The 22,845-nt window shown below is 68.8% G+C and carries 30 protein-coding genes and 2 tRNA genes; 16 read left to right on the top strand and 16 right to left on the bottom strand.

Annotation, left to right across the window (positions count from 1 at the left end):
* Nucleotides 1–357 precede the first annotated feature (357 nt).
* Nucleotides 358–1,239, bottom strand: coding sequence for an enoyl-CoA hydratase-related protein (locus DT074_RS13660; protein WP_119420408.1), 882 nt, complete (start codon nt 1,237–1,239; stop codon nt 358–360).
* Nucleotides 1,240–1,355: 116 nt separating this feature from the next.
* Here DT074_RS13660 and DT074_RS13655 point away from each other — a divergent pair.
* The 3 genes from DT074_RS13655 (at nt 1,356) to DT074_RS13640 (ending at nt 2,475) form a co-directional block, all read left to right on the top strand.
* A tRNA-Glu gene (locus DT074_RS13655) sits at nt 1,356–1,431 on the top strand.
* Between the two features lie 257 nt (nt 1,432–1,688).
* A complete protein-coding gene (locus tag DT074_RS13645; RefSeq protein ID WP_119420407.1) occupies nt 1,689–2,000 on the top strand; it encodes a hypothetical protein in 312 nt (103 codons plus the stop codon).
* Between the two features lie 37 nt (nt 2,001–2,037).
* The gene (locus tag DT074_RS13640) at nt 2,038–2,475 is read left to right on the top strand and encodes a universal stress protein (protein ID WP_119420406.1); all 438 of its coding nucleotides are present in this window, start codon (nt 2,038–2,040) and stop codon (nt 2,473–2,475) included.
* Between the two features lie 132 nt (nt 2,476–2,607).
* Here DT074_RS13640 and DT074_RS13635 read toward each other — a convergent pair whose 3' ends face one another.
* A complete protein-coding gene (locus tag DT074_RS13635) occupies nt 2,608–3,075 on the bottom strand; it encodes an SRPBCC family protein (protein ID WP_119420405.1) in 468 nt (155 codons plus the stop codon).
* Between the two features lie 184 nt (nt 3,076–3,259).
* Here DT074_RS13635 and DT074_RS13630 point away from each other — a divergent pair, with 184 nt between their 5' ends.
* Nucleotides 3,260–3,922, top strand: a complete 663-nt coding sequence (locus tag DT074_RS13630) for a PEP-CTERM sorting domain-containing protein (RefSeq protein ID WP_119420404.1) — start codon at nt 3,260–3,262, stop codon at nt 3,920–3,922.
* 124 nt (nt 3,923–4,046) lie between these two features.
* Here DT074_RS13630 and DT074_RS13625 read toward each other — a convergent pair whose 3' ends face one another.
* The 6 genes from DT074_RS13625 to DT074_RS13605 all read right to left on the bottom strand — a co-directional run bounded on the left by DT074_RS13625 (nt 4,047) and on the right by DT074_RS13605 (nt 8,632).
* Entirely contained in the window at nt 4,047–5,321 is a 1,275-nt protein-coding gene (locus tag DT074_RS13625; protein WP_119420403.1) for an MFS transporter, read from the bottom strand.
* 82 nt (nt 5,322–5,403) lie between these two features.
* The gene (locus DT074_RS28060; protein WP_162914886.1) at nt 5,404–5,568 is read right to left on the bottom strand and encodes a hypothetical protein; all 165 of its coding nucleotides are present in this window, start codon (nt 5,566–5,568) and stop codon (nt 5,404–5,406) included.
* A gap of 69 nt (nt 5,569–5,637) precedes the next feature.
* Nucleotides 5,638–6,204, bottom strand: a complete 567-nt coding sequence (locus DT074_RS13620; RefSeq protein WP_162914885.1) for a PAS domain-containing protein — start codon at nt 6,202–6,204, stop codon at nt 5,638–5,640.
* A 64-nt stretch (nt 6,205–6,268) separates the two neighbouring features.
* Nucleotides 6,269–7,147 carry an isocitrate lyase/PEP mutase family protein gene (locus tag DT074_RS13615; RefSeq protein WP_119420401.1) on the bottom strand — a complete coding sequence of 293 codons (879 nt, stop codon included), beginning with the start codon at nt 7,145–7,147 and terminating at the stop codon, nt 6,269–6,271.
* A 46-nt stretch (nt 7,148–7,193) separates the two neighbouring features.
* On the bottom strand, nt 7,194–8,270 hold the full coding sequence (locus DT074_RS13610) for an adenylate/guanylate cyclase domain-containing protein (protein WP_368744660.1): 1,077 nt from the start codon (nt 8,268–8,270) through the stop codon (nt 7,194–7,196).
* A complete protein-coding gene (locus tag DT074_RS13605) occupies nt 8,267–8,632 on the bottom strand; it encodes a group I truncated hemoglobin (RefSeq protein WP_119420400.1) in 366 nt (121 codons plus the stop codon). Before DT074_RS13605 ends, DT074_RS13610 begins: the two co-directional genes overlap by 4 nt.
* Nucleotides 8,633–8,851: 219 nt before the next feature.
* Here DT074_RS13605 and DT074_RS13600 point away from each other — a divergent pair, with 219 nt between their 5' ends.
* The 5 genes from DT074_RS13600 (at nt 8,852) to DT074_RS13580 (ending at nt 11,640) form a co-directional block, all read left to right on the top strand.
* Complete coding sequence (locus DT074_RS13600) at nt 8,852–9,736, top strand: branched-chain amino acid ABC transporter permease (RefSeq protein WP_119420399.1); 885 nt, start codon at nt 8,852–8,854, stop codon at nt 9,734–9,736.
* A gap of 111 nt (nt 9,737–9,847) precedes the next feature.
* On the top strand, nt 9,848–10,204 hold the full coding sequence (locus DT074_RS13595) for a hypothetical protein (protein WP_119420398.1): 357 nt from the start codon (nt 9,848–9,850) through the stop codon (nt 10,202–10,204).
* A 183-nt stretch (nt 10,205–10,387) separates the two neighbouring features.
* A complete protein-coding gene (locus DT074_RS13590) occupies nt 10,388–10,585 on the top strand; it encodes a hypothetical protein (RefSeq protein WP_119420397.1) in 198 nt (65 codons plus the stop codon).
* Nucleotides 10,586–10,691: 106 nt separating this feature from the next.
* The gene (locus DT074_RS13585) at nt 10,692–11,147 is read left to right on the top strand and encodes a DUF302 domain-containing protein (RefSeq protein ID WP_368744659.1); all 456 of its coding nucleotides are present in this window, start codon (nt 10,692–10,694) and stop codon (nt 11,145–11,147) included.
* Nucleotides 11,148–11,328: 181 nt separating this feature from the next.
* Nucleotides 11,329–11,640, top strand: coding sequence for a hypothetical protein (locus DT074_RS13580; RefSeq protein ID WP_162914884.1), 312 nt, complete (start codon nt 11,329–11,331; stop codon nt 11,638–11,640).
* A gap of 18 nt (nt 11,641–11,658) precedes the next feature.
* Here DT074_RS13580 and DT074_RS13575 read toward each other — a convergent pair whose 3' ends face one another.
* Together DT074_RS13575 and DT074_RS13570 are read right to left on the bottom strand one after the other, a co-directional pair.
* The gene (locus DT074_RS13575; RefSeq protein ID WP_119420395.1) at nt 11,659–12,726 is read right to left on the bottom strand and encodes an LLM class flavin-dependent oxidoreductase; all 1,068 of its coding nucleotides are present in this window, start codon (nt 12,724–12,726) and stop codon (nt 11,659–11,661) included.
* A gap of 237 nt (nt 12,727–12,963) precedes the next feature.
* Complete coding sequence (locus DT074_RS13570; RefSeq protein WP_162914883.1) at nt 12,964–13,812, bottom strand: hypothetical protein; 849 nt, start codon at nt 13,810–13,812, stop codon at nt 12,964–12,966.
* A 309-nt stretch (nt 13,813–14,121) separates the two neighbouring features.
* Here DT074_RS13570 and DT074_RS13565 point away from each other — a divergent pair, with 309 nt between their 5' ends.
* The 4 genes from DT074_RS13565 (at nt 14,122) to DT074_RS13550 (ending at nt 16,975) form a co-directional block, all read left to right on the top strand.
* On the top strand, nt 14,122–14,883 hold the full coding sequence (locus DT074_RS13565) for a PEP-CTERM sorting domain-containing protein (RefSeq protein ID WP_119420393.1): 762 nt from the start codon (nt 14,122–14,124) through the stop codon (nt 14,881–14,883).
* Nucleotides 14,884–14,955: 72 nt separating this feature from the next.
* On the top strand, nt 14,956–15,507 hold the full coding sequence (locus DT074_RS13560) for a DUF4231 domain-containing protein (RefSeq protein WP_119420392.1): 552 nt from the start codon (nt 14,956–14,958) through the stop codon (nt 15,505–15,507).
* A 53-nt stretch (nt 15,508–15,560) separates the two neighbouring features.
* On the top strand, nt 15,561–15,968 hold the full coding sequence (locus DT074_RS13555) for a carboxymuconolactone decarboxylase family protein (RefSeq protein WP_119420391.1): 408 nt from the start codon (nt 15,561–15,563) through the stop codon (nt 15,966–15,968).
* Entirely contained in the window at nt 15,968–16,975 is a 1,008-nt protein-coding gene (locus tag DT074_RS13550) for a right-handed parallel beta-helix repeat-containing protein (protein ID WP_119420390.1), read from the top strand. The genes DT074_RS13555 and DT074_RS13550 overlap by 1 nt, the downstream gene beginning before the upstream one ends.
* On the opposite strand, the gene DT074_RS13545 is transcribed toward DT074_RS13550, so the two are convergent.
* Nucleotides 16,972–17,790, bottom strand: a complete 819-nt coding sequence (locus DT074_RS13545; RefSeq protein ID WP_119420389.1) for a sterol desaturase family protein — start codon at nt 17,788–17,790, stop codon at nt 16,972–16,974. The genes DT074_RS13550 and DT074_RS13545 overlap by 4 nt on opposite strands.
* Before the next feature lie 66 nt (nt 17,791–17,856).
* Entirely contained in the window at nt 17,857–18,024 is a 168-nt protein-coding gene (locus DT074_RS13540; RefSeq protein ID WP_119420388.1) for a PEP-CTERM sorting domain-containing protein, read from the bottom strand.
* A gap of 188 nt (nt 18,025–18,212) precedes the next feature.
* Between DT074_RS13540 and DT074_RS13535 the strand changes: the two genes are divergently transcribed.
* Both DT074_RS13535 and DT074_RS13530 read left to right on the top strand, forming a co-directional pair.
* Nucleotides 18,213–18,512: a hypothetical protein gene (locus DT074_RS13535; RefSeq protein ID WP_119420387.1), complete on the top strand. Its 300-nt coding sequence runs from the start codon at nt 18,213–18,215 to the stop codon at nt 18,510–18,512.
* A gap of 34 nt (nt 18,513–18,546) precedes the next feature.
* Nucleotides 18,547–18,633, top strand: a tRNA-Leu gene (locus DT074_RS13530).
* A 24-nt stretch (nt 18,634–18,657) separates the two neighbouring features.
* Here DT074_RS13530 and DT074_RS13525 read toward each other — a convergent pair.
* From DT074_RS13525 to DT074_RS13515, 3 genes are all read right to left on the bottom strand, one after another.
* Entirely contained in the window at nt 18,658–19,911 is a 1,254-nt protein-coding gene (locus DT074_RS13525; RefSeq protein WP_368744658.1) for a DUF2254 domain-containing protein, read from the bottom strand.
* A 77-nt stretch (nt 19,912–19,988) separates the two neighbouring features.
* Nucleotides 19,989–20,555, bottom strand: a complete 567-nt coding sequence (locus tag DT074_RS13520; protein WP_119420386.1) for a hypothetical protein — start codon at nt 20,553–20,555, stop codon at nt 19,989–19,991.
* Nucleotides 20,556–20,607: 52 nt separating this feature from the next.
* Nucleotides 20,608–21,033, bottom strand: a complete 426-nt coding sequence (locus DT074_RS13515) for a hypothetical protein (protein WP_119420385.1) — start codon at nt 21,031–21,033, stop codon at nt 20,608–20,610.
* A gap of 142 nt (nt 21,034–21,175) precedes the next feature.
* On the opposite strand from DT074_RS13515, the gene DT074_RS13510 reads away from it, so the two are divergent.
* Nucleotides 21,176–21,643 (top strand): anthrone oxygenase family protein, encoded by a 468-nt coding sequence (locus DT074_RS13510; protein WP_119420384.1) that lies wholly within the window; start codon nt 21,176–21,178, stop codon nt 21,641–21,643.
* Here DT074_RS13510 and DT074_RS13505 read toward each other — a convergent pair.
* Entirely contained in the window at nt 21,640–22,719 is a 1,080-nt protein-coding gene (locus tag DT074_RS13505; protein ID WP_162914882.1) for an LLM class flavin-dependent oxidoreductase, read from the bottom strand. The genes DT074_RS13510 and DT074_RS13505 overlap by 4 nt on opposite strands.
* Nucleotides 22,720–22,845 lie beyond the last annotated feature (126 nt).

Raw genomic sequence — 22,845 nt, 5'->3', positions numbered from 1 at the left:
GTTCCGCGGCGCTTCTGTTCCGCGGCGCTTCTGTTCCGCGGCGCTTCTGTTCCGCGGCGCTTCTGTTCCGCGGCGCTTCTGTTCCGCGGCGCTTCTGTTCCGCGGCGCTTCTGTTCCCCCAGGTAGGCGTTTCCCTGACATGCCAAGAAGGGTCAAGCACTTTCCGGAAGGAAGGTTCGCGAACGGGCGGTGTTCCCTCGCGGCTGGCGAAGCCGGGCGGGTTTGCTGGGCGATTCACGAGTAAAAGAGCGGGTACCGCGGTGGTCTGCAGCACCGGCTGAATATTACACGAAAAGCAAATATGGCGCCAGAGCTTTCAGCCCTCCCTCGCGGCGCGCAGCGACGTGGGGAGGGTTCTCAATCTTTGTCCGGCCACCACGGATAGGCGGGCGGCATGTCGGCCGAGACCTTGCCCGGAAAGCGGGGCTTGCGCTTTTCCAGGAAGGCGGCGACGCCTTCCTTCACATCGGCGCCGGCGCCGAGCGCGCGGGTGATCGGGTAGTCGATATCGAGCGCCGGGCCGGGGCCGGGCTCGCCGGAGAGGCGCCACAGCATGGCGCGGGTGAGCGCGATGGAGACCGGCGCGGTCTCGCTGGCGATCTCCTCGGCGAGCGCCCGGGCACGGGCCAGGAGCTGGTCCGCCGGCACCACCTCGCTGACCAGGCCGCCCTTCAGCGCCTCCTCGGCGCCGAAGACGCGGCCGGAAAGGCACCAGCTCATCGCCTGCGACAGGCCGACCCGGCGTGGCAGGAACCAGGCCGAGCCCGCCTCCGGCACCAGGCCGCGGCGGGCGAAGACGAAGCCGAACCGCGCCTCGGTCGAGGCGATGAGGATGTCCATCGGCAGCGCCAAGGTGATGCCGACGCCGACCGCCGGGCCGTTGATGGCGGCGATGGAAGGCTTGCGGCAGTTGAAGATCCGCATCGTGAAGCTCTCGCGCCGGCGCACTTCGGCCGAGCCCAGCACCTCGCCTTTGGTGGCGGAGGCGGCGGAAGTGTCGAAAGTGTCGGCGCCGCCGGAGATATCCGCGCCGGCGCAGAAGCCGCGCCCGGCGCCGGTGACCAGCACGACGCGGATCGCATCGTCCTCGTCGGCCCATTTGAACGCATCGGCGAGCTCGCGGCCCATGCGGGCGGTGTAGGCGTTGAGCTTGTCCGGGCGGTTGAGGGTGAGGGTGAGGATGCCGGCGGAGAGCTCGGCGGTGATGTGCTGGTAGTCGCGGGCGGCGGCGGCGGACATGGGGCGGGGTTTCCTCGGGGCTTTTTCTTGTGGCCGCCATCATGGCGAAGCGCGCGGCGCTTGCCAGGGGGCGCGGCGATGGCTAAGACGAGGGCCGCCTTTTCAGGCCGGCCTCAGTCCCCATCGTCTAGAGGCCCAGGACGGCGCCCTCTCACGGCGCAAACCGGGGTTCGAATCCCCGTGGGGACGCCAAGCTTCACCAGCAGTCGAAGGATTAATACCCTTCCCAGGCCGCATTGGTCGCAGAATTCAGGGCCATTCTCGGTCGAGCGGCTGATGACCTTCCTCGTCGCGCTCGACCGCGACGTGGAGATCGTCATCCGCAAGAAGCCGCGCGGCCGGGCCGCGGCGCGGATCGGCGTCGTGGCAGCGTGAGCACGCCAGTGTCCAGGCGGCCGAAGGCTCGGCTCGCGCGTGCGCCCGAATCGGCGATCGCCGCGTCGGGGCGCATGACGATTCCGAAGCCGTTGCGCGACTACCTGGGGCTCGCACCAGGTGATCGGATCAAATTCCAATTGCAGCGCGATGGCGAGAGCGTCGCTGCAAAGATCGTCAAAGCAGGACGCAGCTCAGCAGAGATCAAGCTGCGCGAGCGGGGCGCACGCGGAAGAAGCATACGCAAGGGTGTTGAAAGGCGTCACGCGCAACGCCCTATTCCACCGCGCAGTGACGGCGACCCGCGCAAGCGTCCCGCCGAAGCGCCGGCACCGGACGCGGCCGATGCCGTTTGCGCCCCGGCGCGACATTCCCTAACATTGTAAATTAGCCGTCGCGCCAATTCAGGAAGCGAGGGTCAGCATGCAGCGCATCCTCGTGGCTACGGACGGGTCCGACATCGCCGGCCGAGCGGTCGCGTTCGCCGCGCGCCTGGCCGCGCACGAGCAATGCCCCCTGACCGTCGTGAGCGTGGTCGACTACTTCAACGCGTCGCAGCCGGATGTCGTTGAATATTCCCACCAGGAGCACGACACGCCGGAAGGCGCTCTGAACGTGTGGGCCGAGCAGACCGTGGCGCATGCCACCAGAGACGCGCTCCGTCTGGGCGCGCCGCAGGTCGAGGCCGAGATTCATTCCGGCGAGGCGGCGCTGTCGATCGTGGAAGCGGCGCAGAAGAACCAGGCGGATGTGATCGTGATGGGCAAGCGCGGGCGGGGCCCGATCGCCAGCGCCCTGCTCGGCAGCGTATCCCGGCAGGTGACCGCCACGGCGCCCTGCGCGGTCATCGTCGTGCCGTAGCCGCCGGGCTTCCGAGAGCCGCTACGCCGGGCCGGCTTGACCTCCGCCGCCGGCTCGGCCGGCTACCCTGCCACCCTCCGAACTCGCATGGTGCTGCGCATATCCCGGCGCCGCAGATGCGCCGGCAACCGTTCACCCCGGAATCTCCGGCTCGACCAGCCTGGCGAGGTGCTCCAGCGATTGCTGCCAGCCGAGATAGCAGGCCTCGGGCGGGATCACCGCCGGCACGCCTTCCTGCACGATGTTGATCTCGGTGCCCACCGACACCCGCTTGAGCGTCACGGTGACGGTCATCTCGCCGGGCAGGTTCGGATCGTCGAAGCGGTCGGTGTAGCGGATGCGCTCGCCCGGCACGAGCTCGAGATAGGTGCCGCCGAAGGCATGCGCGTTGCCGGTGGTGAAGTTGGTGAACGACATCCGGTGGGTGCCGCCCACCTTGGCGTCGAAATGATGCACGGTGCAGGTGAAGCCGTTCGGCGGCAGCCAGCGCGCCACCGCCTCGGGCGTGGTGAAGGCGCGGTAGATCTTTTCGGGGCTGGTGGCCAGCACCCGGTGCAGGCGGATCGTGCCGGTCGAGGGATTGTCGGAGGGTTGGGCCATGTCGGACTCCTTTCATCTGACGAGGTCTGTTGCCCCAAGGACGGGCGTGCCGGCCGCCGGCCGACAGCCGGCGTAAAAAATTTCGACCCGGCCCGCCGAACCCGGCGCCCTACAAAACCATGCTTGCCGGCCCCTGCCGGCGCCCCGACTGTGCCGCCGCGAGTGGAGTGAGGGGGTAGCCATCATGTACGACCGGTTCGGCGGGGCGCTCAGGCGCGCCGGCGCGGCTCTGGCTTTGGCGATGGCGGGGCTCGGCCTTGCATCCGGATCGGCAGGGGCGGTTTCGGTCGCCTTCAGCGGCACCAGCGGGGACGGAACGGATCCGCTGGGGCATAGCTGGGATTTCAAGCTCACCATTTCGCCCCTGGAACTGCAGTGGTATCTGCCGAAACGAGAGTCGCTGAGCACCAAGTTCAACCTGACCTCGGCGATATCGAACGGCAACGGCGACTGGGCGACCGGGTTCCGCATTGCGTTCGCGTTTCCGGCGGCGTCCGGCTTTGCCATCGACACCACGCCGGGAACCACCGCGCTGCTCGCCGAGGCGACGAGGTTCGTCAACTTCGACACCAACGAACTCTGGGACACCACCTTCATCGGCACGTCGGAAGTGCTGTTCACCGCGCCGGCGGGAAGCCGGATCGATGTGGGCGACGTCTTCCTTCTGCAGATCCTGACCACCCAGGGCGCCGGCAGTTCGGCCGACTTCAAGGACGGCGTGCCGTTCACCGCGCAATGGCTGGACGGCAGCGAGGGCACGGCCATTCCGGCACCCGCCAGCCTGCCGCTGCTCGCGGCCGGCATCGCCGCGCTCGGCTTGGCGCGGCGCCGCCGCATGGAACCATAAAGCCGCGCCGGCCGTTACGCCTGTCGACTGGAGGTCGACATGGGCAAAGGCATACTTCTCTGGCTGATCGGCATTCCGATCCCCGTCATCATCCTGCTGTATCTGCTGTTCTGATTGTCGCTGCTTAAGCGGGCTTCGACTGCGGCTGGGCGCGGAGCCAGAACAGCGCGAAGGTGGCCGCGACCAGCAGCGCGACGGAGAACCAGTTGAGCGGCTCCCAACCCAAACGCTCCTGCAGGAAGCCGGCCAGGAAGCTCGCCGTCGCGGTGGTGCCGAAGACCAGGAAATCGTTCAGCGCCTGCGCCTTGCCGCGCTCCGACGGGCGGTAGCAGGTCGTCACCAATGTCGTCGCGCCGATGAACAGGAAATTCCAGCCGATGCCGTTCAAGGTCAGCGCGATGCGGAAATGCCAGTCGGTCTGCCCGGCCAGCCCGGCGGCGACGCCGGCCAGGAACACCACGACGCCGAGCGACATGATGCGGAGCGTGCCGTAGCGCGTGATCAGGTTGCCGGTGAAGAAGGACGGCACGAACATCCCCATCACGTGCAGGAAGATCACCCAATGCGCCTCCGTGTGCGGCAGGCCGCAGGCAACGATGGCGAGCGGCGAGGCGCCCATCAGGAACGACATGATGCCGAAGGCCGACATGCCGCAGATCACCGCGGCGAGGAAGCGCGGCTGCATGGCGATCTCGAGCAGCGGGCGCGGCGGCAGCGCGGCCTGGGCCGGTGCGGCGGCGGCGGCGGCGCTGCCGGCGGGATCTTCCGGCAGGGTCGTCGGGAAGCGGATGAACGTCATCACCGCAAAGACGATGACGTGCAGGCCGATCATGCCGAGATAGGTGGCGAAGTAGAGCGGCAGCAGCTGGTCATGCGTGAGCCGCGCCAGGCTCGGCCCGATGATGCCGGCGACCACGCCGCCCGCCGTCACCCAGGCGATCGCCTTCGGCCGGTAGGACGGCGGCACCAGCTCCACCGCGGCGAAGCGGTACATCTGCAGGTTGGCGACGGCATAGCCGAGGATCAGGCCGCCGGCGCACATCAGGACGAAGCTCGCGAGATACAGGCCGAGCGCCAGCGTCGCCGCGCCCGCCATGCCGAACAACGATCCGAGGCGGAAGCCGACGCGCCGGCCGTGCCGCTGCATCAGCAGCGCCGCCGGGAACACCGACAGCATGACGCCGACATGCTGCAAGGTGATCGGCAAGGTCGCGAGGTCGCGCATCGGGAAGAAGGTGACGACCGAGAGCGCGGTCGCCGCGAACATCATGGTGTTGCCGGCCTGGCCGACCGCCTGGCAGGCGGCGAGCAGGAACAGGTTCGTCCGCATGCGGCGGTCCAGGCCGGGCTTGGCGAGGCCGGGCGGCTGGGCGAGAGGCGGGGCGACGGGCGCGTGCATCGGGCGGCCGGTTTAGCCGATCCCGGCGGCCCGTTCTACAGCAAAGCCCATGCAGAATTGCGGGTCAGCGATGCGGCGCGGCTCAGAAAACCAGCCGGCGGTGGTGCCGGCCGTCGCGGAACTGCTCCGGCGCGCGGCCGAATTCGGCGCGCCGCGTCTCGCGGCGGAACAGGATGATGGCGATGAGGCCGCCGATGAGCAGGATCGTCGCGCCGGCGGCAATGGTGAGCAGGAAGAGCTTGGTCAAACCGATATCCCCTTATGCCCCGCCCGCTGCCCGATCCTCGACAGAAATCCGGCGGTTTTGAGGCCGGGATCAAACTTCGCGGCCATCCGCGTAATAGAACACCGTCAGGCACATGAATATGTCGACCGTCACGCCGTCGGCCGCCATCGGCAGGATGACGCGCTCGAGCTCGCGCACATGCTCCATATAGCCGAGCGCCGAGGGCCCGCGGCGCCAGTTGATCCGCCGGCAGCGCTCCAGATGGCGGAACACCTGGGCGGCGCTCGCCGCTTCCTCGCGCGAGCCGACATCGCCGAAGAACTGGCCCTTGCGGATGCCGGTGCCGGCCTCGACCAGGGCGCCGCCGACCAGGCGCAGGCGGTAGCGGCGGGGATCCTCGTCCACCACCTCCATCAGCCAGATGTTGTTGAGCAGGTCGGGCGCCTGCAGCGGGTCGAAATGCCGGCGGCCCGGCAGCAGGCCTGGGCCCGGCCGGAGCGACTGCCAGAGCCGCACGATGCGCTGCACCTTCGGATGCGCCGCCGCCGGCGGCGGCTCGTCGGGGCCGAATTCCGCCCGCAGGCTGGCCGCCATCCGCTCGGCGAGCGGGCGCGGATGCGCCGGGGCGGGAGGGCGTGTCGGCGAATCGGATGACATGGCGCGGCCGCCCGGAATATGGCGCAGAGTCGTTGCGGAGTGGTGGACGGCGCGCGGCGCCCGCCTACCCGCCGGTCAGGAACGGCTTCGCCGCCGCGTCGTAATCGGCATAGCCCAGGATGCGGCGGAGCTCAGCCGGCGGCAGCGCCGCCTTGGATTCCGCCTCGCCCGCCTCGAGCGCCGCGAGCCCCGCCTGCATGCCGGCAATGGCGGGCGACAGCATGGCGGTCGGAAAGGTGCCGATCTTGAAGCCGAGCGCGGCGGCTTCCGCCTGCGAGGGCGTCGCCCGCGGCGCGCCGGGCGACAGCACGACGAAGGAGGGCCTGCCCTTGGCCGCGGCGACGGCGCGGCGGATCTCGCCCTCGTCGCCCGGGCTGTCGAGGAACAGGATGTCGGCCCCCTCCTCGACATACATCTCGATCCGCGCCACCGCCTCGTCGATGCCCTGGGTCGGCCGGCAATCGGTGCGGGCCAGCACCAGGATGCCGCTTTCCTTCGCCGCATGGACGGCGGCGCGGATTTTCATCCGCGCCTCCTCGCGCGGCAGGCAGGGCTTGCCGGCCGAAGTGAGCGCGCGCGGGGTGATCTTGTCCTCGATCAGCACCGCGGCGGCGCCGGCGCGGCCATAGGCGGCCACCGTGCGCTGCACGTTCATCGCATTGCCGTAGCCATGGTCGCCGTCGGCCAGGACCAGCAGATCGGGCGCCGCGCCGTGCACCATGTTGAAGCTGTCGAACATCTCGCCGAAGGAGACGAGATCGAGATCCGGCCCGCCGAGCCGCGACGCGGCGACGCAGGAGCCGGAGAGGAAGGCGCAATGGAAGCCGGCCGCGCGGGCGAGCCTGGCGGTGAGCCCGTCCCATACCGCCGGCATCACCACGAAGCCGGGTTCGGCCAGCAGCGCGCGCAAGCGGGCGGGTGCGTCCTTGGCGGGCGACGTCATGCGAATTTCCTCCCCTGTTTCGTCGTTGCGAGCGAAGCAGCCGCGCTCAGATCGGAATCTCGTCCAGCAGGGCGCCGCCGCCTTCGAGCGTGCAGATCTGCGTCGCGCCGAAGCCCTTCAGGTCGACGGTGCGCAGCGCGCCGAACTGGAACTCGCCGCGCAGGCGCGCGCGCATCGTTTCCGGCAGCGTGATCTGCATCGGCCCCGAGACCTCCTCCATGCGCGCCGCCATGTTCACGCCTTCGCCGAAGATGTCGTAGACGTATTTCTGGATGCCGACGATCGAGCCGATCACCGGCCCGCTGGCCAGCCCGATGCGGCAGCGCCACTGGTTCGGGCTCGACGCATTGCGGCGGTTGAGATAGCGCACGAAGCGCAAGGCCACCTTGGCCACGTTCTGGGCGTGATCGGGCGTGCGCTCGGGAATGCCGGAGACCGCGATGTAGCCGTCGCCGATCGTCTTGATGCGCTCGCAGCCGAACTGCTCCACGATGCGGTCGAAGGCGGTAAAAATGTCGTTCAGCTCGCCGATCAGCGCCGGCGGGTCGCGCGTCACCGCCATCTCGGTGAAATCGACGAAGTCGAGCGTCAGCACCGAGGCATCGTAGCGCTGCGGCGTGGTGACGCCGAACGACTTCCATTCCTCGTACACCGTCTTCGGCATGATGTTGAGCAGCAGGCGCTCGACGCGCTCCTTCTCCTTGGTCAGGTCGCGGTTCTGCCGCTCGATCATCTTGGAATAGGATTCGATCATGAACTCCAGCTCGCGCAGCTTGGAGACGTTCTGGCACTCGACGATCAGCACCTCGGCGCCTTCGCGCTCCGACGCCTCCAGGCGCACCAGAAGCTGGATCGGCCGCCGCTTCGGCTTCACCTCGACATCGGCCGTCGCCGTGCCGTCCGCCGCGAGCTGCGGCTCCAGGCCCGCCAGGTCCAGCGCCGGCAGCAGCCGGGCCAGCGTCGCATCCGCTTCGCCGGCCGCAGGAAACCACTCGGCGAAGCGCTGATTGTGGAACAGCACGGCGCCGCTGCGGCGGTGGACGATCGCGAGGCCGACCCCGGCCGATTGCAGCAGCATCTCCCGGAAGCGGGCGAGGTCCATATGTGCGGCCGGCTCGGTCATTCGGCGCCCTGCACGATGTAGCGCTGGCGCGCCCGCACGCCCTGCACGATCTGGGCGACATCGTCCGGCGCGATCTTGAATTCCCGCAAGGTCTGGGCCAGCAGATCGACGGTCTCGTCGAACGCCGCCTGATCGATCTGCAGCGGCGCGTGCACCTGGCGCAGCGCCTGGTCGGTATAGCTGGACGGCCCGCCCATCACGGTCGAGACGAACTTGGTCTGATGATCGACCAGACGGCGCATGTCGACCCCTTCGAAAAACGGCGCCAGCCGGTCGGAATCGAGGACCTTGTCGTAGAACGCCATGACGATCTTGCTGATCGAGGCAAAGCCGCCATAGCGCTCGAACATGCTCTGGGCCATGCCGATACCCCCACTTTGTAGACGGCAATTGTTTCGGTGCTTCCCCATCGTTTCAATTGGTATTTGTCGCCGGTCCGGCGCGGCCGGACGAGTGTTCGCCGGCATGCGCTAGAATCGCACCGAATTCCGAGGGGGAGGCGCCGTGCGTGCGGCGGCGACAACCGACGGGACCGGAAGCGGCGAGCCGCAACCTTTGCGCGGCAGGCTGAGCCGCCGTCGATGACGTATTTTCTTTCGCTGCTGGCCGACGGCGTCCTGTCCGGGGCGATCTACGGGGTGATCGCCCTCGCCTTCGTGGTCGTCTACAAGGCCTCGCGCGTGGTGAACTTCGCCCTCGGCGAGTGGGCGATGTTCGGCTCGCGCCTCACCGCCGCGGGATGGCATGGCGCCGGCCTCGGCCTTGCCTGCGGGCTGGCGGCGGCAATGGCGGGGATGGTGGCGCTGGCTCTGGTCTTCAATCGCCTGGTCCTCGCACGCCTGATCGGCCGCCCGCTGATTGCGCTGGTGATGGTGACGCTCGGCCTCGGCGCGCTGATGCGGGGGCTGGCGCCGGTGCTGTTCGCCGGCATACCGGCGGAAATCCCGCTGCCGATCCCGGTCGCGATGCTGGAGCTGGGCGTCCTCGTCGTGGCGACCGACAAGCTCGCCGCCGCGTGCATCGCCGCCATCTGCATTGCCGCGGTGGCCTGGTTCTTCCAGGCGAGCCGCACCGGACTCGCCATGCGCGCCATCGCCGACGATGCCGGCGCGGCCATGGCGGCCGGCATCGACATCCGCCGCCATTACGGCATCGCCTGGGCGATGGCGGGCCTGCTCTGCGTGATCGGCGGTACGCTCTGGACCTTCGTCACCGGCGGCGGCTTCGGCGTGGCCCTGGTCGGGCTGAAGGTGTTTCCCATCGTGATCTTGGGCGGATTGGCGAATGTGCCGGGCTGCATCCTCAGTGCCATCCTGATCGGCGCGCTGGAAGCGCTCGCCACCGGCTATCTCGATCCTCATCTCGGTGGCGGCTTCGGCGGTGTTGCCTCCTACCTCGTGCTCATCGCCGTCCTGATCCTGCGGCCGCATGGCCTGCTCGGCCGGCCTGCGGCGGAGCGCGTGTGACCGAGGCGCCGCGGCGCGGCGCCAAATTTGTCCCCGCGGCACCCGGAACCATTTGCGCGCCGCCGGCGTTCCAAAGCCGGCCAATGGGGCCATTCTCCCGGGAGGGGCGGCATGTGCGACCGTGCTGGTGCCTTCACCCTTGCATTGATCTTGCTTCTTGTCGGCTCTGCGCTGCCCGCCGCGGCAGATCCGCTGGCGCAGAAGGCGCTTCCGTCGCTTGCGACGCCGCCGGCGATAGCCGCACCGGCCGGGCCGGAGACGGCCTTACCGGTCCGCAGCGTCTCTGAGATTGCGGTGCCGCTGCCAATGGAGACCGCCGGCCGGGCCGAGGCGGCTGCCGCGCTGAGCACGCCCGAAGCCTTGCTGCCCCGCGCCGAGCCGATGGAGCGCGGCGAGCGGCAGCGCATCCTGTCGTACATCCTTCTGCAGGGTTTGCAGGGGGCCGGGCCGTTCGCCGGTGCGCGCTGAGCGGCGGCATGATCTGCATTGCCGCCGCCGGCGTATTCAGGCCGGAGATTCCGGTAGGTTAACCTTAATAATCGTTGTCACAGAAATGTATTCCCACAACCACACGCTGTCTCCTACTGTCGCGCCAGAGCCGGCCGCGAGGGGAGACCGGCGTGGTTCCGTAGCATGATTGGGGAGCGGCCCATGACGATGCCCTTGCTCTACGACCCCGGCTATTGCCGGCGCCGGGCGGCGGAGGTCAGCGCGCTGGTCGAGGCGATCGGCGATCCGCGGCTGCGCGAGATCCTGGCCGAGACGGCGGCCGACTACGAGGTGATGGCGTCGCGCGCCGAGAGCTGGGCATCCGAAGGTCTGCAGCCCTGGATCTTCCGCCGCCGCTGAGCGGCGCGCACGCCATCAAAGTTGAGTGAGGTCACCAAGCGCTCGCGACTGCGCGCGGCGCACCGGTGCTAGCCTCGCCGCAGTTCACCCTGCAGCGAGGCCCGTCATGAAGCGCATCATGCTGATCGCGGCGATGGTCGCCCAGATGGCACCCGTCCCACTGGCGCCCGCGATGGCCGACGAGAGAGGCATGATCGCCAGGCCCAGCAAGCACTCCGTGCCGGTGACGTTGGACCGGCTGACCGAAGTGCTGCAGTCGAAGGGCATCACCGTGTTCGCGCGTATCGACCACAGCGGAGAGGCCGCCAAGGCTGGATTGTCGATGCCGCCGACCCAGCTTCTGATCTTCGGCAATCCCAAGGCGGGGACGCCGCTCATGGTCGCCGCCCCCTCGCTCGCCATCGACCTGCCGCTCAAAGTCCTGGCATGGCAGGACGCGCAGGGCCAAGTCTGGGCAGGCTACAACGGCGCAGAATATCTGGCAGAGCGGCACGGCCTGACCGCCGAGCAACGCGCGCCGCTGGCCGCGGTCGGGGCATTGGTCGATGCCGCCCTGCAGTGACGGCAGAAGATTCCGTCGTGTCAAAGCTGTGACATGCGACCAAGAGCCCGGGAATCCGCCTTGTACCGGAACAATTCGCCACAATATTTAGTGGTGTTGGCCGTATAGTTTGGCTGCCCGGCGGTACAATTGGGCCTTCACCTCCGGCCGGCTTGCCGGCCATTTTTGGCGGGAGGGCGGCATGCATACGTATCGACAATTTACGGGCGCAATCGGCATCGCAGTATTCGCGGCGTTGACGCCGGGCATGGGCGCGGGCATCGCCCTCGCCGGCCCGATCTCCCACGATCATGCGCTCGATCGGCGGCACGTCAGCTTGCTGGCGCCATCCCCCACGGAAGGCGGCATGGCGATCGCGCCGCCCCTGGCAAAGCCCAGCCCCACCCAGCGCAGCGACCGCGAGGCATCGGAGCCCGGCGAGCGCACGCGCATCGTCTCCTACCTGATCCTGCGTGGCCTGCAGGGCGCCGGCCCCCTTCTCGGCGCCCGCTGACCTCGCCGGCGGTTCGCCTTACGCCCGCATCGCAGGCAGCACTTCGCTGCGCATCAGCGCCCGTGCGGTCTCGGCATGGGCCGCATCCGCGCCGCGGGTGCCGCCCGAGATCGCCACCTTGTCGAGGCCGAGCGCCCGCAGCGCGTTGAGGCGCGCGATGCAGTGCTCTGGCGGTCCGGCGATGGCGAAGCGGTCGACGAAATCGTCGGTCAGCACGCCGGCCTGCCGGCTGTCGCCGCGCGTATGCGCCCTCATGTCGTAGGACGTGCGCAGGCTTTCCAGCACGTCGCGGTCGCGCGCCGAGACCGGGCCGTTCGCCTTGCCGTGCATCACCGAGAAGCGGGCAAAAGTGGTGAGGCCGCCGCGCACGACGCCGCGCGCCGCCGCCCGGTCCGGATGGCAGGCGAGATTGATGAAAGCGCCGAAAGTCACGCCGTCGGGATCGAGGCCGGCGGACTTGCGCGTCGCCCGCGCGAGATCGATGCCCCAGGCCAGCCGCTCCACATCGGCGCCGAGCGTGAACATCACACGGTCGGCATGCAGCGCCGCCATGGCGATCACCTTGGGCCCGCTGGCGCCGACTTCGACCGGGACCTTGCGCCCGCCCGCTATCCAGGCGATGCGGCTCGACGGCGGCGCATCGGCGAGTTCGAGCTCCGATAGCGGCGGCGCAGTATCGAGCGGGATGTCGATCTCGGCGAACGGCACCGCCTCGCCGCGCAGATAGGTCTGCAGCTGCTTCAGATAGCGCTCGAACTGGGCGAGCCGCGCCGGGCCGCGGCCGAGATGGGCGAGCGCGGAATCGCCGCGCCCGAGCCCAAGCACGGCGCGGCCGTTCGAGATGCGGTCGACGCTGGCGATCGACGCGGCGGTGACGGCGGCATGGCGCGTCACCGAATTGGTGACGCCGGTGCCGAGCCCGATCCGCGTTGTCGCCGCCGCCGCCATGGCGAGCGACACATAGGGATCGCCCGACAGGTTCTGGCTGTCGACCACCAGCATGCCGTCGAAGCCCGCGGCCTCCGCCTCTTGCGCCGCCCGGGCGCTGGCGCGCGCCGCGGCGACGCCGGTGGTCCAGAGCTGCATGTCCCCCGCCCTCGATCATTGTTCGTCGGCGCCGCACGATCCGCCATGCGCGGCACCCCAACAACCCCCGGGCGGCAACCATCACATGCCGGATGGCACGGCCGCGCCCCCGCCCAATTGCTGCGGCGGGCGGCCGTGAAGATGCGGGTGAGCTTCAGGCCCGCTGCGTCGCAGGGGCGTGAACGTCCGATGTCGGGTGCCTGTCAGGCGGCAGGAATCCGAACCGGAAATCGGCCGTCAGAAGCCGAGTGCAAGATTGACGGTGCCGGCATGGTGGGTCTCATCCGCGCCGGTCTCCGGAAGCATTCGTTCAAAGCGGTAGCGGAACGACAGCGCGAGGTCGGAGCTGTCGCCGCCGACATCCCAAGTGACGCCGAGATTGAGCTGATGCAGGCGATCGGTGCCGCCGGCGGCCTGCATCGCGGCTTCGGCATCGGAGAGACCGCGGCTTCTGGTCTCGGTGAAACTGTAGCCGGCCTTCAGGTCGAGCGAGCGGTCGAGCGGCAAGTCGACGGAGAAGCTCGGGCCGTGCGCGAAAGTGGCGTCCGGCCCGCCATAGCCGCTGACGGCCGACCACGTCTCGTGCCGCGCGGCATAGGCAAGTTCGAACCGACCCGAGGGGAGACGGCAGGTCAGGCCGACACGGCCGCCGAACGCTTCGCTGTGAAACGCCTCGACGCCGTCGGCCACGCGCCAGCGGTAGCGGCCCGAGGCGGTGAAGCCGAGCGTGCTGGAGATCGGCCGGGAGATCCGGCCATCCATGGTGCCGTCCCGGTGCATGGCGCCGTCCTGCCAGCGCGTCGCGGCAAGACCGGGCGTCAGGCCGAACCGCCAGGCGCCGCGCCGGGCGCGGAATTCCGCCGCGGCCGTGGCGGCGGCGCGATCCTGCTCCGGCGTGTCGATGAAGGTGGTGCGCGAGGCGCTGCCGCGCGCGATCATGTCGAAGCCGTGGTCCAGCTCGACGGGGTAGCGTCCCCGCGCGCCGGTCACCATGTGCCAGCCTTCGCCGGCATGGTCCTCGGCGACGCCGAGCCTGAGCGGCATGCCATCGATCGCGATGCCGGTCGGGGCTGCGCCGAGCCGCATCGCGTCCCCGGCGTCGTCCCCGGCAAGGTCGATAAAGAAGTCGACACCCGGGCGACCCTGCGCCGCCGCCGCCGAAGCCCCGGCGATGCCAAAAGCCGCCGCAACAAGAACGGCCGAGAATCGCGGCCAAAACACAAATGAATCCATAAGCGGTACCCCGCCACTCGTACCGTCTACTAGGCGTAGTGTCCCGCAAGTGGGTTAAGAAATCGCTGCGTGCCGTGCCGAAACCGGGCCGGGGGCGCGCAGAATGCCCTTCCCCTTCCATACGCGAGTGTCGGGCCGGGCGACAAAGGCGGCCCCTCCCAAATGGAAACCTCCTTTTATTTCATATCGTTACCATGCTGGCACAGCTCCTGCTTTAACCATCCGCCGAGGGCCCGCGCACAGGGCGCGCCGCCGATGGGGGATACGATGAAACACGGCAGGAAACTTTCGATCGCCGTTGCCGCCATGCTGGCCGGCGGGGCACTCGGCGGAATCGCGCCGGGCAACGCGGCACCGATCACCGTCCACTTCACCGGCACCGTTTCGTCGGTGAGCGCCGGCGTGGCGTCGGGCTTCTCGGTCGGCGATGCGCTCTCCGGCTCCTACACCTTCGAATCGGGCACGGTGGCGCGGGGCGGCAGCACGTCCGACTTTGCCGCGTTCGATGCCCTGACCGGGCTCAGCTTCACCGTCAACGGCTATGCCGCCTCGAGCAACGGCGCGCCGGAGATCCAGGTCGATGACCCGCCGGGCGGGCCCGACCGCTATGGCCTGGTCGCGCGGGCGAGCGACGGCCTGACCGGAGCGGATGTAAACGGCCTGTCGCTGTTCAACTTCGGCTTTCGGCTGGACGACAGCACGGGCACAGCCTTCACCGACGCGCTTCTGCTGCCGACCTCCCTCTCGCTCGCCGATTTCGACTCGACCAGCTTTTTCCTGTTCTTCGACGGCTTCAATCAGCTGGTCAGCGGCTCGATAACCGGCATCAGCTTCGTCGGCGTACCGGAACCCGCATTGCTCGCCCTGTTCGGCGCGTCGGTGCTGGCCGCCGGAATCGCGGCACGGCGGCGCAGGCCGGGCTGAGCCGTCGGGCCCGCCGACAGATTCGAGGAGTTGCCCTAGTATCCCCGGAGCGCAGACCGCTTCGGGGATACCATGTCTTCCACCGATCCGATCCCGAAAGACGTCGCAGCGCCGCCCCACGCGGTCGAACGCGAGGCGCGGGCGGAACGCTATTTCAGCGTCGACCTGAACGGCCAGAACGCCTGGTACAGCCGGCGCGCCTCGCAGCTGAAGACCCGCAGCCACACCTTCGGCCTCGCGGTGATCTCCGCCGGGTCGGCCACCGCCTTTCTCAGCGTGCTGGGCAACCATCCCTCGGTGCCGGTGCTGATTGCCTTTCTCGGTGCCGGCATCGCGGTGCTGGAGGGATGGCGGCGCATCAGCCGCTATGACGAAGTGTGGACCAGCTATCGCATGGCCTCGGAGCGGATGAAGCGCGAGCGGCGGCTCTACGTGAACGGCGCCGACAAGTACCGCCAATCGCTCGACGAGGAGGATGCCTATCTCGACTTCGTCGAGGCGATCGAGGGCATCCTGGCCGAGGAGCAGCAGGTCTACTGGGCCAACCAGGGCAAGCGGCCGCTGCCGGGCGGTGCCGGAAAGGTCGCCGCCGGTGCCGGCGCCGGCGCCGGCAAGCCCGGTTGACCCCCCGCAGCAAGGATCTGCCGGCGTGAACACAGCGAGGGAGAGGAAGCGACATGGCTGCGAATGAGAAGAGCGAGAACTGGAAGCGGGGCCGCGAGATCCGCCGCCAGCTGATGGGCGAGCGCATGGTCGAGCAGATGGCGAAGAACGTCTACGACGACCCGCTGATGAACAAGTTCGGCGACTATGCGAGCGAGGCGGTGTTCGGGATGCTGTGGTCGCGGCCGGGCCTCGACCTGAAGACGCGCGCCCTGATCTGTGTCGTCTCCGACACGGCGACCGGGCGCTGGCCCGAGCTCGCCATCCATCTGCGCATGGCGCGGCGCCAGGGCTGGACCGAGGACGAGCTCGGCGAGGCGCTGCTGCATCTGTCCGGCTATATCGGTCTGCCGGCGGTGCGCGAGGCGATGCTGACCGCGAAGGAAGTGTTCGCCGAGCTGCGCGCGCAGGGCGAGGGTTGATGCCTCTCTTCACGGTGCGCCGGCTGATGCTGGCGGCGATTGGCCTGGCGCTGGCCAGCGCCGCGGAAGCGCAGCCGGCCGCGCCGGCGAAGGACGATTCGCCGCTCGCCCGTGCCTTCCGGCCGCGCCTCCTTCAGGTCGGACCGGACCGCATGATGCGGAAGCCGAGCGACGCGGCGGCGCAGGCCCGCGACGGCGACACGGTCGAGATCCAGGCCGGCACCTACGAGGATTGCGCGGTGTGGCGGGCCAACCGGCTGACCTTGCGCGCGATCGGCGGCGAGGTGCATCTCAAGGACAAGGCCTGCGAGGGCAAGGGCATCTGGGTCCTGTACGGCGACCAGGTGATTGTCGAGGGGATCCGCTTCTCCGGCGCCAGGGTTGCGGACCGCAACGGCGCCGGCATCCGCGCCCAGGGCGGCGCGCTCACCGTCCGCAACTCGGTCTTCGAGCGGAACGAGAACGGCATCCTGACCAATACCCGGCCGGAGGCGCGGATCGTCGTCGAGGGCTCGACCTTCATCGGCAACGGCAAGTGCGAGCCGCAATGCGCGCACGGCATGTACATCAACGATGCGGCCAGCCTGGAGGTGCGCAATTCCGCCTTCCGCGACCAGCGGATCGGCCATCACATCAAGTCGCGCGCCCGGCGCACCGTCGTCACCGGCTGCCGCGTCGAGGACGGCGGCACCGGCACCGCGAGCTATCTGATCGACGTGCCCAATGGCGGCGAGGTGCTGATCGAAGGCAACACGCTGCAGAAAGGGCGCTTGAGCGACAACCAGGGCACGGCGATCTCGATCGGCGCGGAAGGCGTGCGCAACCCGACACCCTCGATCCGGATCGAGAACAACCGCTTCCGCTCCGACGTGGCGGCGCCGGAGCCGGTCGCCTTCCTGCGCAACCTGACGGCGACGCCGGCGGTGCTGGACGGCAACCAGATCTGCGGCGAGACGGTGGCGCTGGTCGGACCCGGCCGGGTTCGTGCCGCGTTGCCTTGCAATTAAGCGGCTTCGGGCCGGCGTTCGACCGCCGCACGCCGGAACGGCGCGAGAAGCACCGCCATCAGTCCTTCGGGTGCGCCGTTCGGGTGGTTCGGCAGGCCGATCGCCAGATCCGGCAGCGAGCGGACCGGCAGGCTCTCCCAGCTGCCGCCGATACGGTCCCACCAAGTGAACACGGTGCCAAAATTGCAGTCGCGCGCCTGGAATTCCACGGCGTGGTGCAATCGGTGCGCATTCGGTGTCACCAGCACCAGCCGGAGCACGCGGTCGACGCTGTCGGGCATCGCGAAATTGGCGTGCGCCAGCAGGCTGAGCGTGATGCGCGCGATCTCGTAGCCGAGCACGACCTCCAGCGGCCCGCCCAGCGCGGCGATAACGGCAAGGTCCAGACTGACGGTCAGCAACGCCTCAACGGGATGGAAGCGCAACCCGGTGGTGAAATCGTAGTCCCGGTCGGAATGATGCACCGCATGAAACCGCCATGCCCATCCCAACCGGTGCAGCGCGAGGTGCTGCAGATACTTGCCGAAATCGAGGGCAAGGAATGTCAGCACGGCCGCCAGCCACCAGGGCACGAGACCCAGGGCCGGCAGCAAGGCGAAGCGGCTGTCGGCCGCGAAGGCGGCAACTTCCATAATGCCGATCGGTACGAGCAGGCGGATGACCGCGGTATCGATAAGCGCCAGCGCGATATTTGCGCGCCAGCGGTGCCGTAAGGCGCCGGGCGCCGGTCGGCGCAGCGGCAACGTCGCCTCGACCGTGGCCGCGAAAGCGATGGTCGAGAAATAGCCGAGCGCAACGAGCTGCGTCGCGTCCATGTCACTGCCCGTGCGGGATCTGCTCAGCCGCCGAGCGACCGGACGGATCCCGCCCGCACGGCCTGTTCAGCGGCGGCGAAGGAAGCGCAGCGCGATCACGCCGATGGCGACGAAAGCCGCCAGAAGCGACAACGATTCCGGTTCCGGCACCACGATGGCCGTGGTGGCATGCGCCGGTAGCGCGGCGAGCAGCGCCAGGCCGATGGCCGGCAGAAAACGCGGGAACGATCCCATCACACCCCTCCAGGTCGATTCAAGGAATTGACGAGCAAGCGACATGCCAACCGCGCAAGCCGGTTCTTTCATGGCGCTTTCGCAAACCAGGGGGTTGATGCTGTAAACTCGTTTGACACATCATGCGGGCCCGAGGATCGGTGGCGTGCCCGTCCGCCACGGCCGCTTGCTTCCCCCAATGAGGCGAGATGGAGATCGTCGAGTTTCGCAGATCGTTCGAGCAGGATGCACCGCCGGCCGGGCTCGCGCCCGCGCTCGAGGCGCTGTGGTGGGACGGCAAGGGCGATTGGGACAAGGCGCATGAGCGGGCCCAGGCCGATAGCGGTGCCGACGGCGCCTGGGTGCATGCCTATCTGCACCGGAAGGAAGGCGACCTCGCCAATGCCGGCTACTGGTACCGCGAGGCCGGGCGCGCCGCGGCGCAGGGCCCGCTGGAGGCGGAATGGGCGGCCATCGCGGCGGCCCTGCTCGGCGCAGAGCGGGATTGACGGCGGGAGAATTTCCGCCAGTCTGCGCGCCCGTGCCCCAGTGGCGGAATTGGTAGACGCGGCAGACTCAAAATCTGTTGCCCGCAAGGGCGTGCTGGTTCGAGTCCGGCCTGGGGCACCACTTCCCTTCTTCGCGTTCGCGCCGCTACGCCGCTCTGCCGGTGGCCACCTGCTTGGCGGCGGATTCGAGCCGGGCGATATCCTCTTCGATCGTCAGCGCCTGGCGGGCGCGCTTGAGGGCGAGTGCGGATTGGTGCTGCGCCGCGCGCACGAATCCCGCATCGCCGGTACGTGCCAGGCTGACCAAGGCCTTCTGCAGCCGGATGCCGACCGCGAGATGCGCCGCCCCATAGGTGCCGAGGCCGAGAAAGGCATCGTCGAACAGGTCCTCGGCGCTGATCGAGGGAACCTGCACGCGCGGGCAACGGGGCTCCGCCTCCTCCCCCCGCTCGGTCCAGACACCGAGCGCGCGCATCAAGGCGCCGATCACCGCAATCGCCGTGCCCGGATCGTTGATTCCGGGCGACAGCGCCTTGCAGCCGATCTCGGACAGCACGATCAGGCCGAAGCGCGGATCCTGATCGAAGCTTCTCTGCCGGTCGATCCCGAAGGCCGCGCGCACATGTTCTGCCTCTTCCTCGCTCGGCGCGCGAACGAGCCAGGCGAGAGGCTGCGTCGGATCGACCAGCGCGCCCGGAAGGACGGCGACCTGCATCTCGCCGCCGAGGCGCTCCGCCACCGCCTGCAGGGCGGCCATGTCGATATGCTGAACGTAGCCGATCCGCTTCGCCCGGATCGGATAGTCCAGCATGACTTCGCCGGCGAACGGCTGGCCACCGAGGAACGGATCGTCGCGGCGCATCCGCGCCGTCTCGATCGCCCGGTCGGCGACGAAGTCGATCGCCGTGCGAATCTGCCCGAGACGCGACAGCAGATCGATCCAGTTGAGCAGCGTCCCGACGATGAGCACCACGACGACGATGGTGATGGCGAAGAGCAGGAGCTTGCCGTCGTTGCTGTAGTAGTCGGCGCTCAGCGCCATGATCGCCACCAGGCCGAACAGGAAGCTGCCGACGAAGGTTCCCAAGGCGTTCTGGGCCTTCGAGTCCTCGATCAGCAGACGTGCGGCGCGCGGGCTTGCCGTCGACACGATGGATCCGAACGCCGCCAGCATGCCCGAGATCGAAAAGGTGGCGACCACCAGCATGCTGGAGGCGAGGATCTTGAGCACGTCGTCGAGCGAGTCGGCGCCGAGATAGGTGCCGAGGCCCGGCGGCAGGTAGGGTGCGACCAGGGGGGTGCAGAGCGCCGCGGCGATGGCGAGCACCACATAGAGGGAAACCTTAACCCAAAGACGCCGGCCCAGCCGGGCGACGATCCAGTGCCAGCGTGATTGCATCAGATGCGCCTCCCGCGTGACCGTGCTTCCCCAACGCCCGAAGCGGCATGACGATCCCTGCCGCCCGCGACGGCGCGTCAGCGGTTGGCGGATCCCCCGCCCTGGCCGGCAATGAAGGCGGCGCGGGCATGGTCGGGATACCAGGCGGTAAACCCGGCGGCGGCGAGCATGACCAGCACCGTGGCGACAATCCGCTGCCAGCGCCTCGCGCGCAGCCAGCTTGCCGGCCAGGCCAGCGCGGTCAGCAGAAGGAATCCGACGCCCCAGGCGAGCGTGATGGCCGCGGTCACGTGCAGGAAGACGGGATGGGTCCAGAGCGTCGGCTCGACCGTGTCGCGGGCGAATTCAGCGCTGAACGGCAGCCCGACGGCGAGGCCCACGAAGGCGTAGAGCGCCAAGGTCCCGTCGACGACCACGCCGTTCCAGCGCTCGGCCAAGGCCGGCCGGCGCCAGACCGCAAGCGCGGCGAGCCCGAGCAACGCGAAGACCAGGATGTTCAGGCTCTTCGGCCCGCCGGCCAGCGCCTGGCGCAGCAGCGTGATTCCGGCGAGGCCGAAGCTCGCCAGCGACGCGAGGCGCGGCGACAGAAAGGCGCGCAGCGCCGGCAGCAGGATGAAGGGCAGGAGGCCGATGAAGAGGTTCATCGCATGCCGCCTTCGGGCCGCTCGCCGGCGTGCAGGGCATCTGCCGGCCGGTTCACCGCGCCAGCGGATTGGCCGCGCATTGGTCGATCGATCTCTGCAGGATGCCCTGGACCCGGCGCGCGGCGATCCCGCCGTAATGCGGCCAGAGCGAGGCCTTGATGAAAATCTTCTCCCCCGGCACCAGATGGATCCGGAAGTAGTCGATGCGGATGCCGTGCGGCGTGATCTCGTACTTGTAGATGTCGACGCCGTCCTGGACGGTCCGGCTCTCGATCGGCAGCGTCTCGAAATCGAGCGGCGCATAGCGCGCGCTGCGCAGGCGATGCAGCAGGCAGTGGGTGAATTCCGGAAACGGCGCGCTCACTTCCCGGGTAAAATCGTAATCCGTCCGCGTGGTCGCCAGGTCTTCGGCGCAGCCCACGAGCGCGCCGACGATAAGCATCGGCGCGACCGCCCGCCGGACAATATCTGCCACCATGTCTCGCTTCCCCGCCCGCAATCGAGGCAGAATGTCCTCGATTCTCCGCCGGGCGGCAATCGGTCATGAATGATCGGAAGTCTCAGCCGATGCATGGCCGCGCGCACCGCCGGCGCGCGGGCCCGGCGAGCCAGGCCGCACGATGATCGCGGCGATCGATCTTGCCACCTTGCTCGCGGCTCTCGGCGCCGGGCTGATCGCCGGCGTGTTCTTCGCCTTTTCGAGCTTCGTGATGGGCGCGCTGGCGCGGCTGCCGGCGGCACAGGGCATTGCCGCCATGCAGTCGATCAACCGCGTCGTGCTCAATCCGGCTTTTCTCGGCGCCTTCTTCGGCACCGGAGCACTCGCTCTCGCCCTCGGCATCTACGCGCTGATCGATGGGAAATCGGCGTGGCTGCCCGCCGGCGCCCTGCTCTATCTCGTCGGCACGATCGGTGTCACCGCGCTCGGCAACGTGCCGCGCAACAACGCCCTGACCCGCCTTGCGCCGGACGACCCGGCAAGCGCGGCGCCGTGGGCCCGCTATGTCGTCGAATGGACGTGGTGGAACCACGTGCGCACCGCGGCGGCGCTGCTTGCCGCCGCCTGTTTCATGCTCGCGCTGATCTAGGCCGCGCGGCGGCGCATGGCGCTGGAATAGCGCGGGCAGATCTCCTCGGCGAAGCGGGTCATCTGGCTCTGGCGCAGCGCGAGCGGCGTGCCGGGCGTGGCGCAGGAGACCATGAAGTAGTTGAAGCCGAGCGCGGCCAGCGCGTCGATGCGCCGGCAGATCGTCGCCGGGCTGCCGACCAGATTCGCGTCCAGGAACGGGCCGAGCTCTTCCGGGTTCGCCATCTTGCGCAGGTTGGCGAACATGCGGCTGAAATCCTGGTATTCCGGGATCTCGGCCCAGGGGTTGTTGTCCGCCTCGTAGTGATCGGCCTGCAGCGCGAAATAGGGCGGGTAGTGACGGCGGCCGAGCGCGCGCGCCTCGTCGTCGGTATCGGCGATGAACAGCTTGACCGAGATCGGCAGGATCGCACCCTCGGCCTTGGCGCCGGCACGGGCGCGCCAGCGCGCCAGGATCTTGGCGAGCAGCCCGTCGGGGAAGGTCGAAAGGCAGATCGGCGGAATGCCGAGATCGCCCATCACCTCGGCGCTCGCCGGCGAACCGATGGCACCGTAGAAGTTCACCTTCTTGCCGACCGGCTCCGGCCGCAGCTTCAGCGGCCGATCGATCTGCCAGAACCGGCCCCGATGGGTGAAGGGCGCACCGGAAAGCCCCTTCTCGACGATCTCGAAGCATTCGGCGAAGCGGGCGCGGGCCTCGTTCATGTCGACGTTGTAGGCGTCGTATTCCATCTTCGCCGTGCCGCGGCCGATGCCGAGATGCAGGGTGCCGCGGGTCAGGCTGTTCAGCATGGAGATCTCTTCCGCCAGCCTGAGCGGATGGTACCAGGGCAGCACCAGCACCGAGGTGCCGAGCGAGAGGTCGGGCAGCGCGGCGGCGATATGCGCCATGAAAAGCAGCGGGCTCGGCGTCGGGTAGTAGTCGCTGAAATGATGCTCGAGCAGCCAGGCAGCGTCGTAGCCGAGCCGATGCGCCAGCGCGCAATCGTCCATCACTTCGCGGTACAGCGCCTGGTCCGATTTGTGGACGTCGCTCGCCGGTGCCACCTGGAACCCGAACGCGATATCGCCCGTCATCTTTGCTCCTCCCTGGACGCGACGAAAGCCTAGGTCGGACGCCAGGGCATCGCCAGAGGTGCGAGGATCGCCGGGAAATCTCAGCGCATATGTGATCGCGTCTCCGGCCCCATGGCCCTTCGCCGC

The sequence above is a fragment of the Desertibaculum subflavum genome, from assembly GCA_003576705.1.
Taxonomy (GTDB): Bacteria; Pseudomonadota; Alphaproteobacteria; order Ferrovibrionales; family Ferrovibrionaceae; genus Desertibaculum; species Desertibaculum subflavum.
This window is presented reverse-complemented; position numbering and strand designations above follow the sequence as displayed.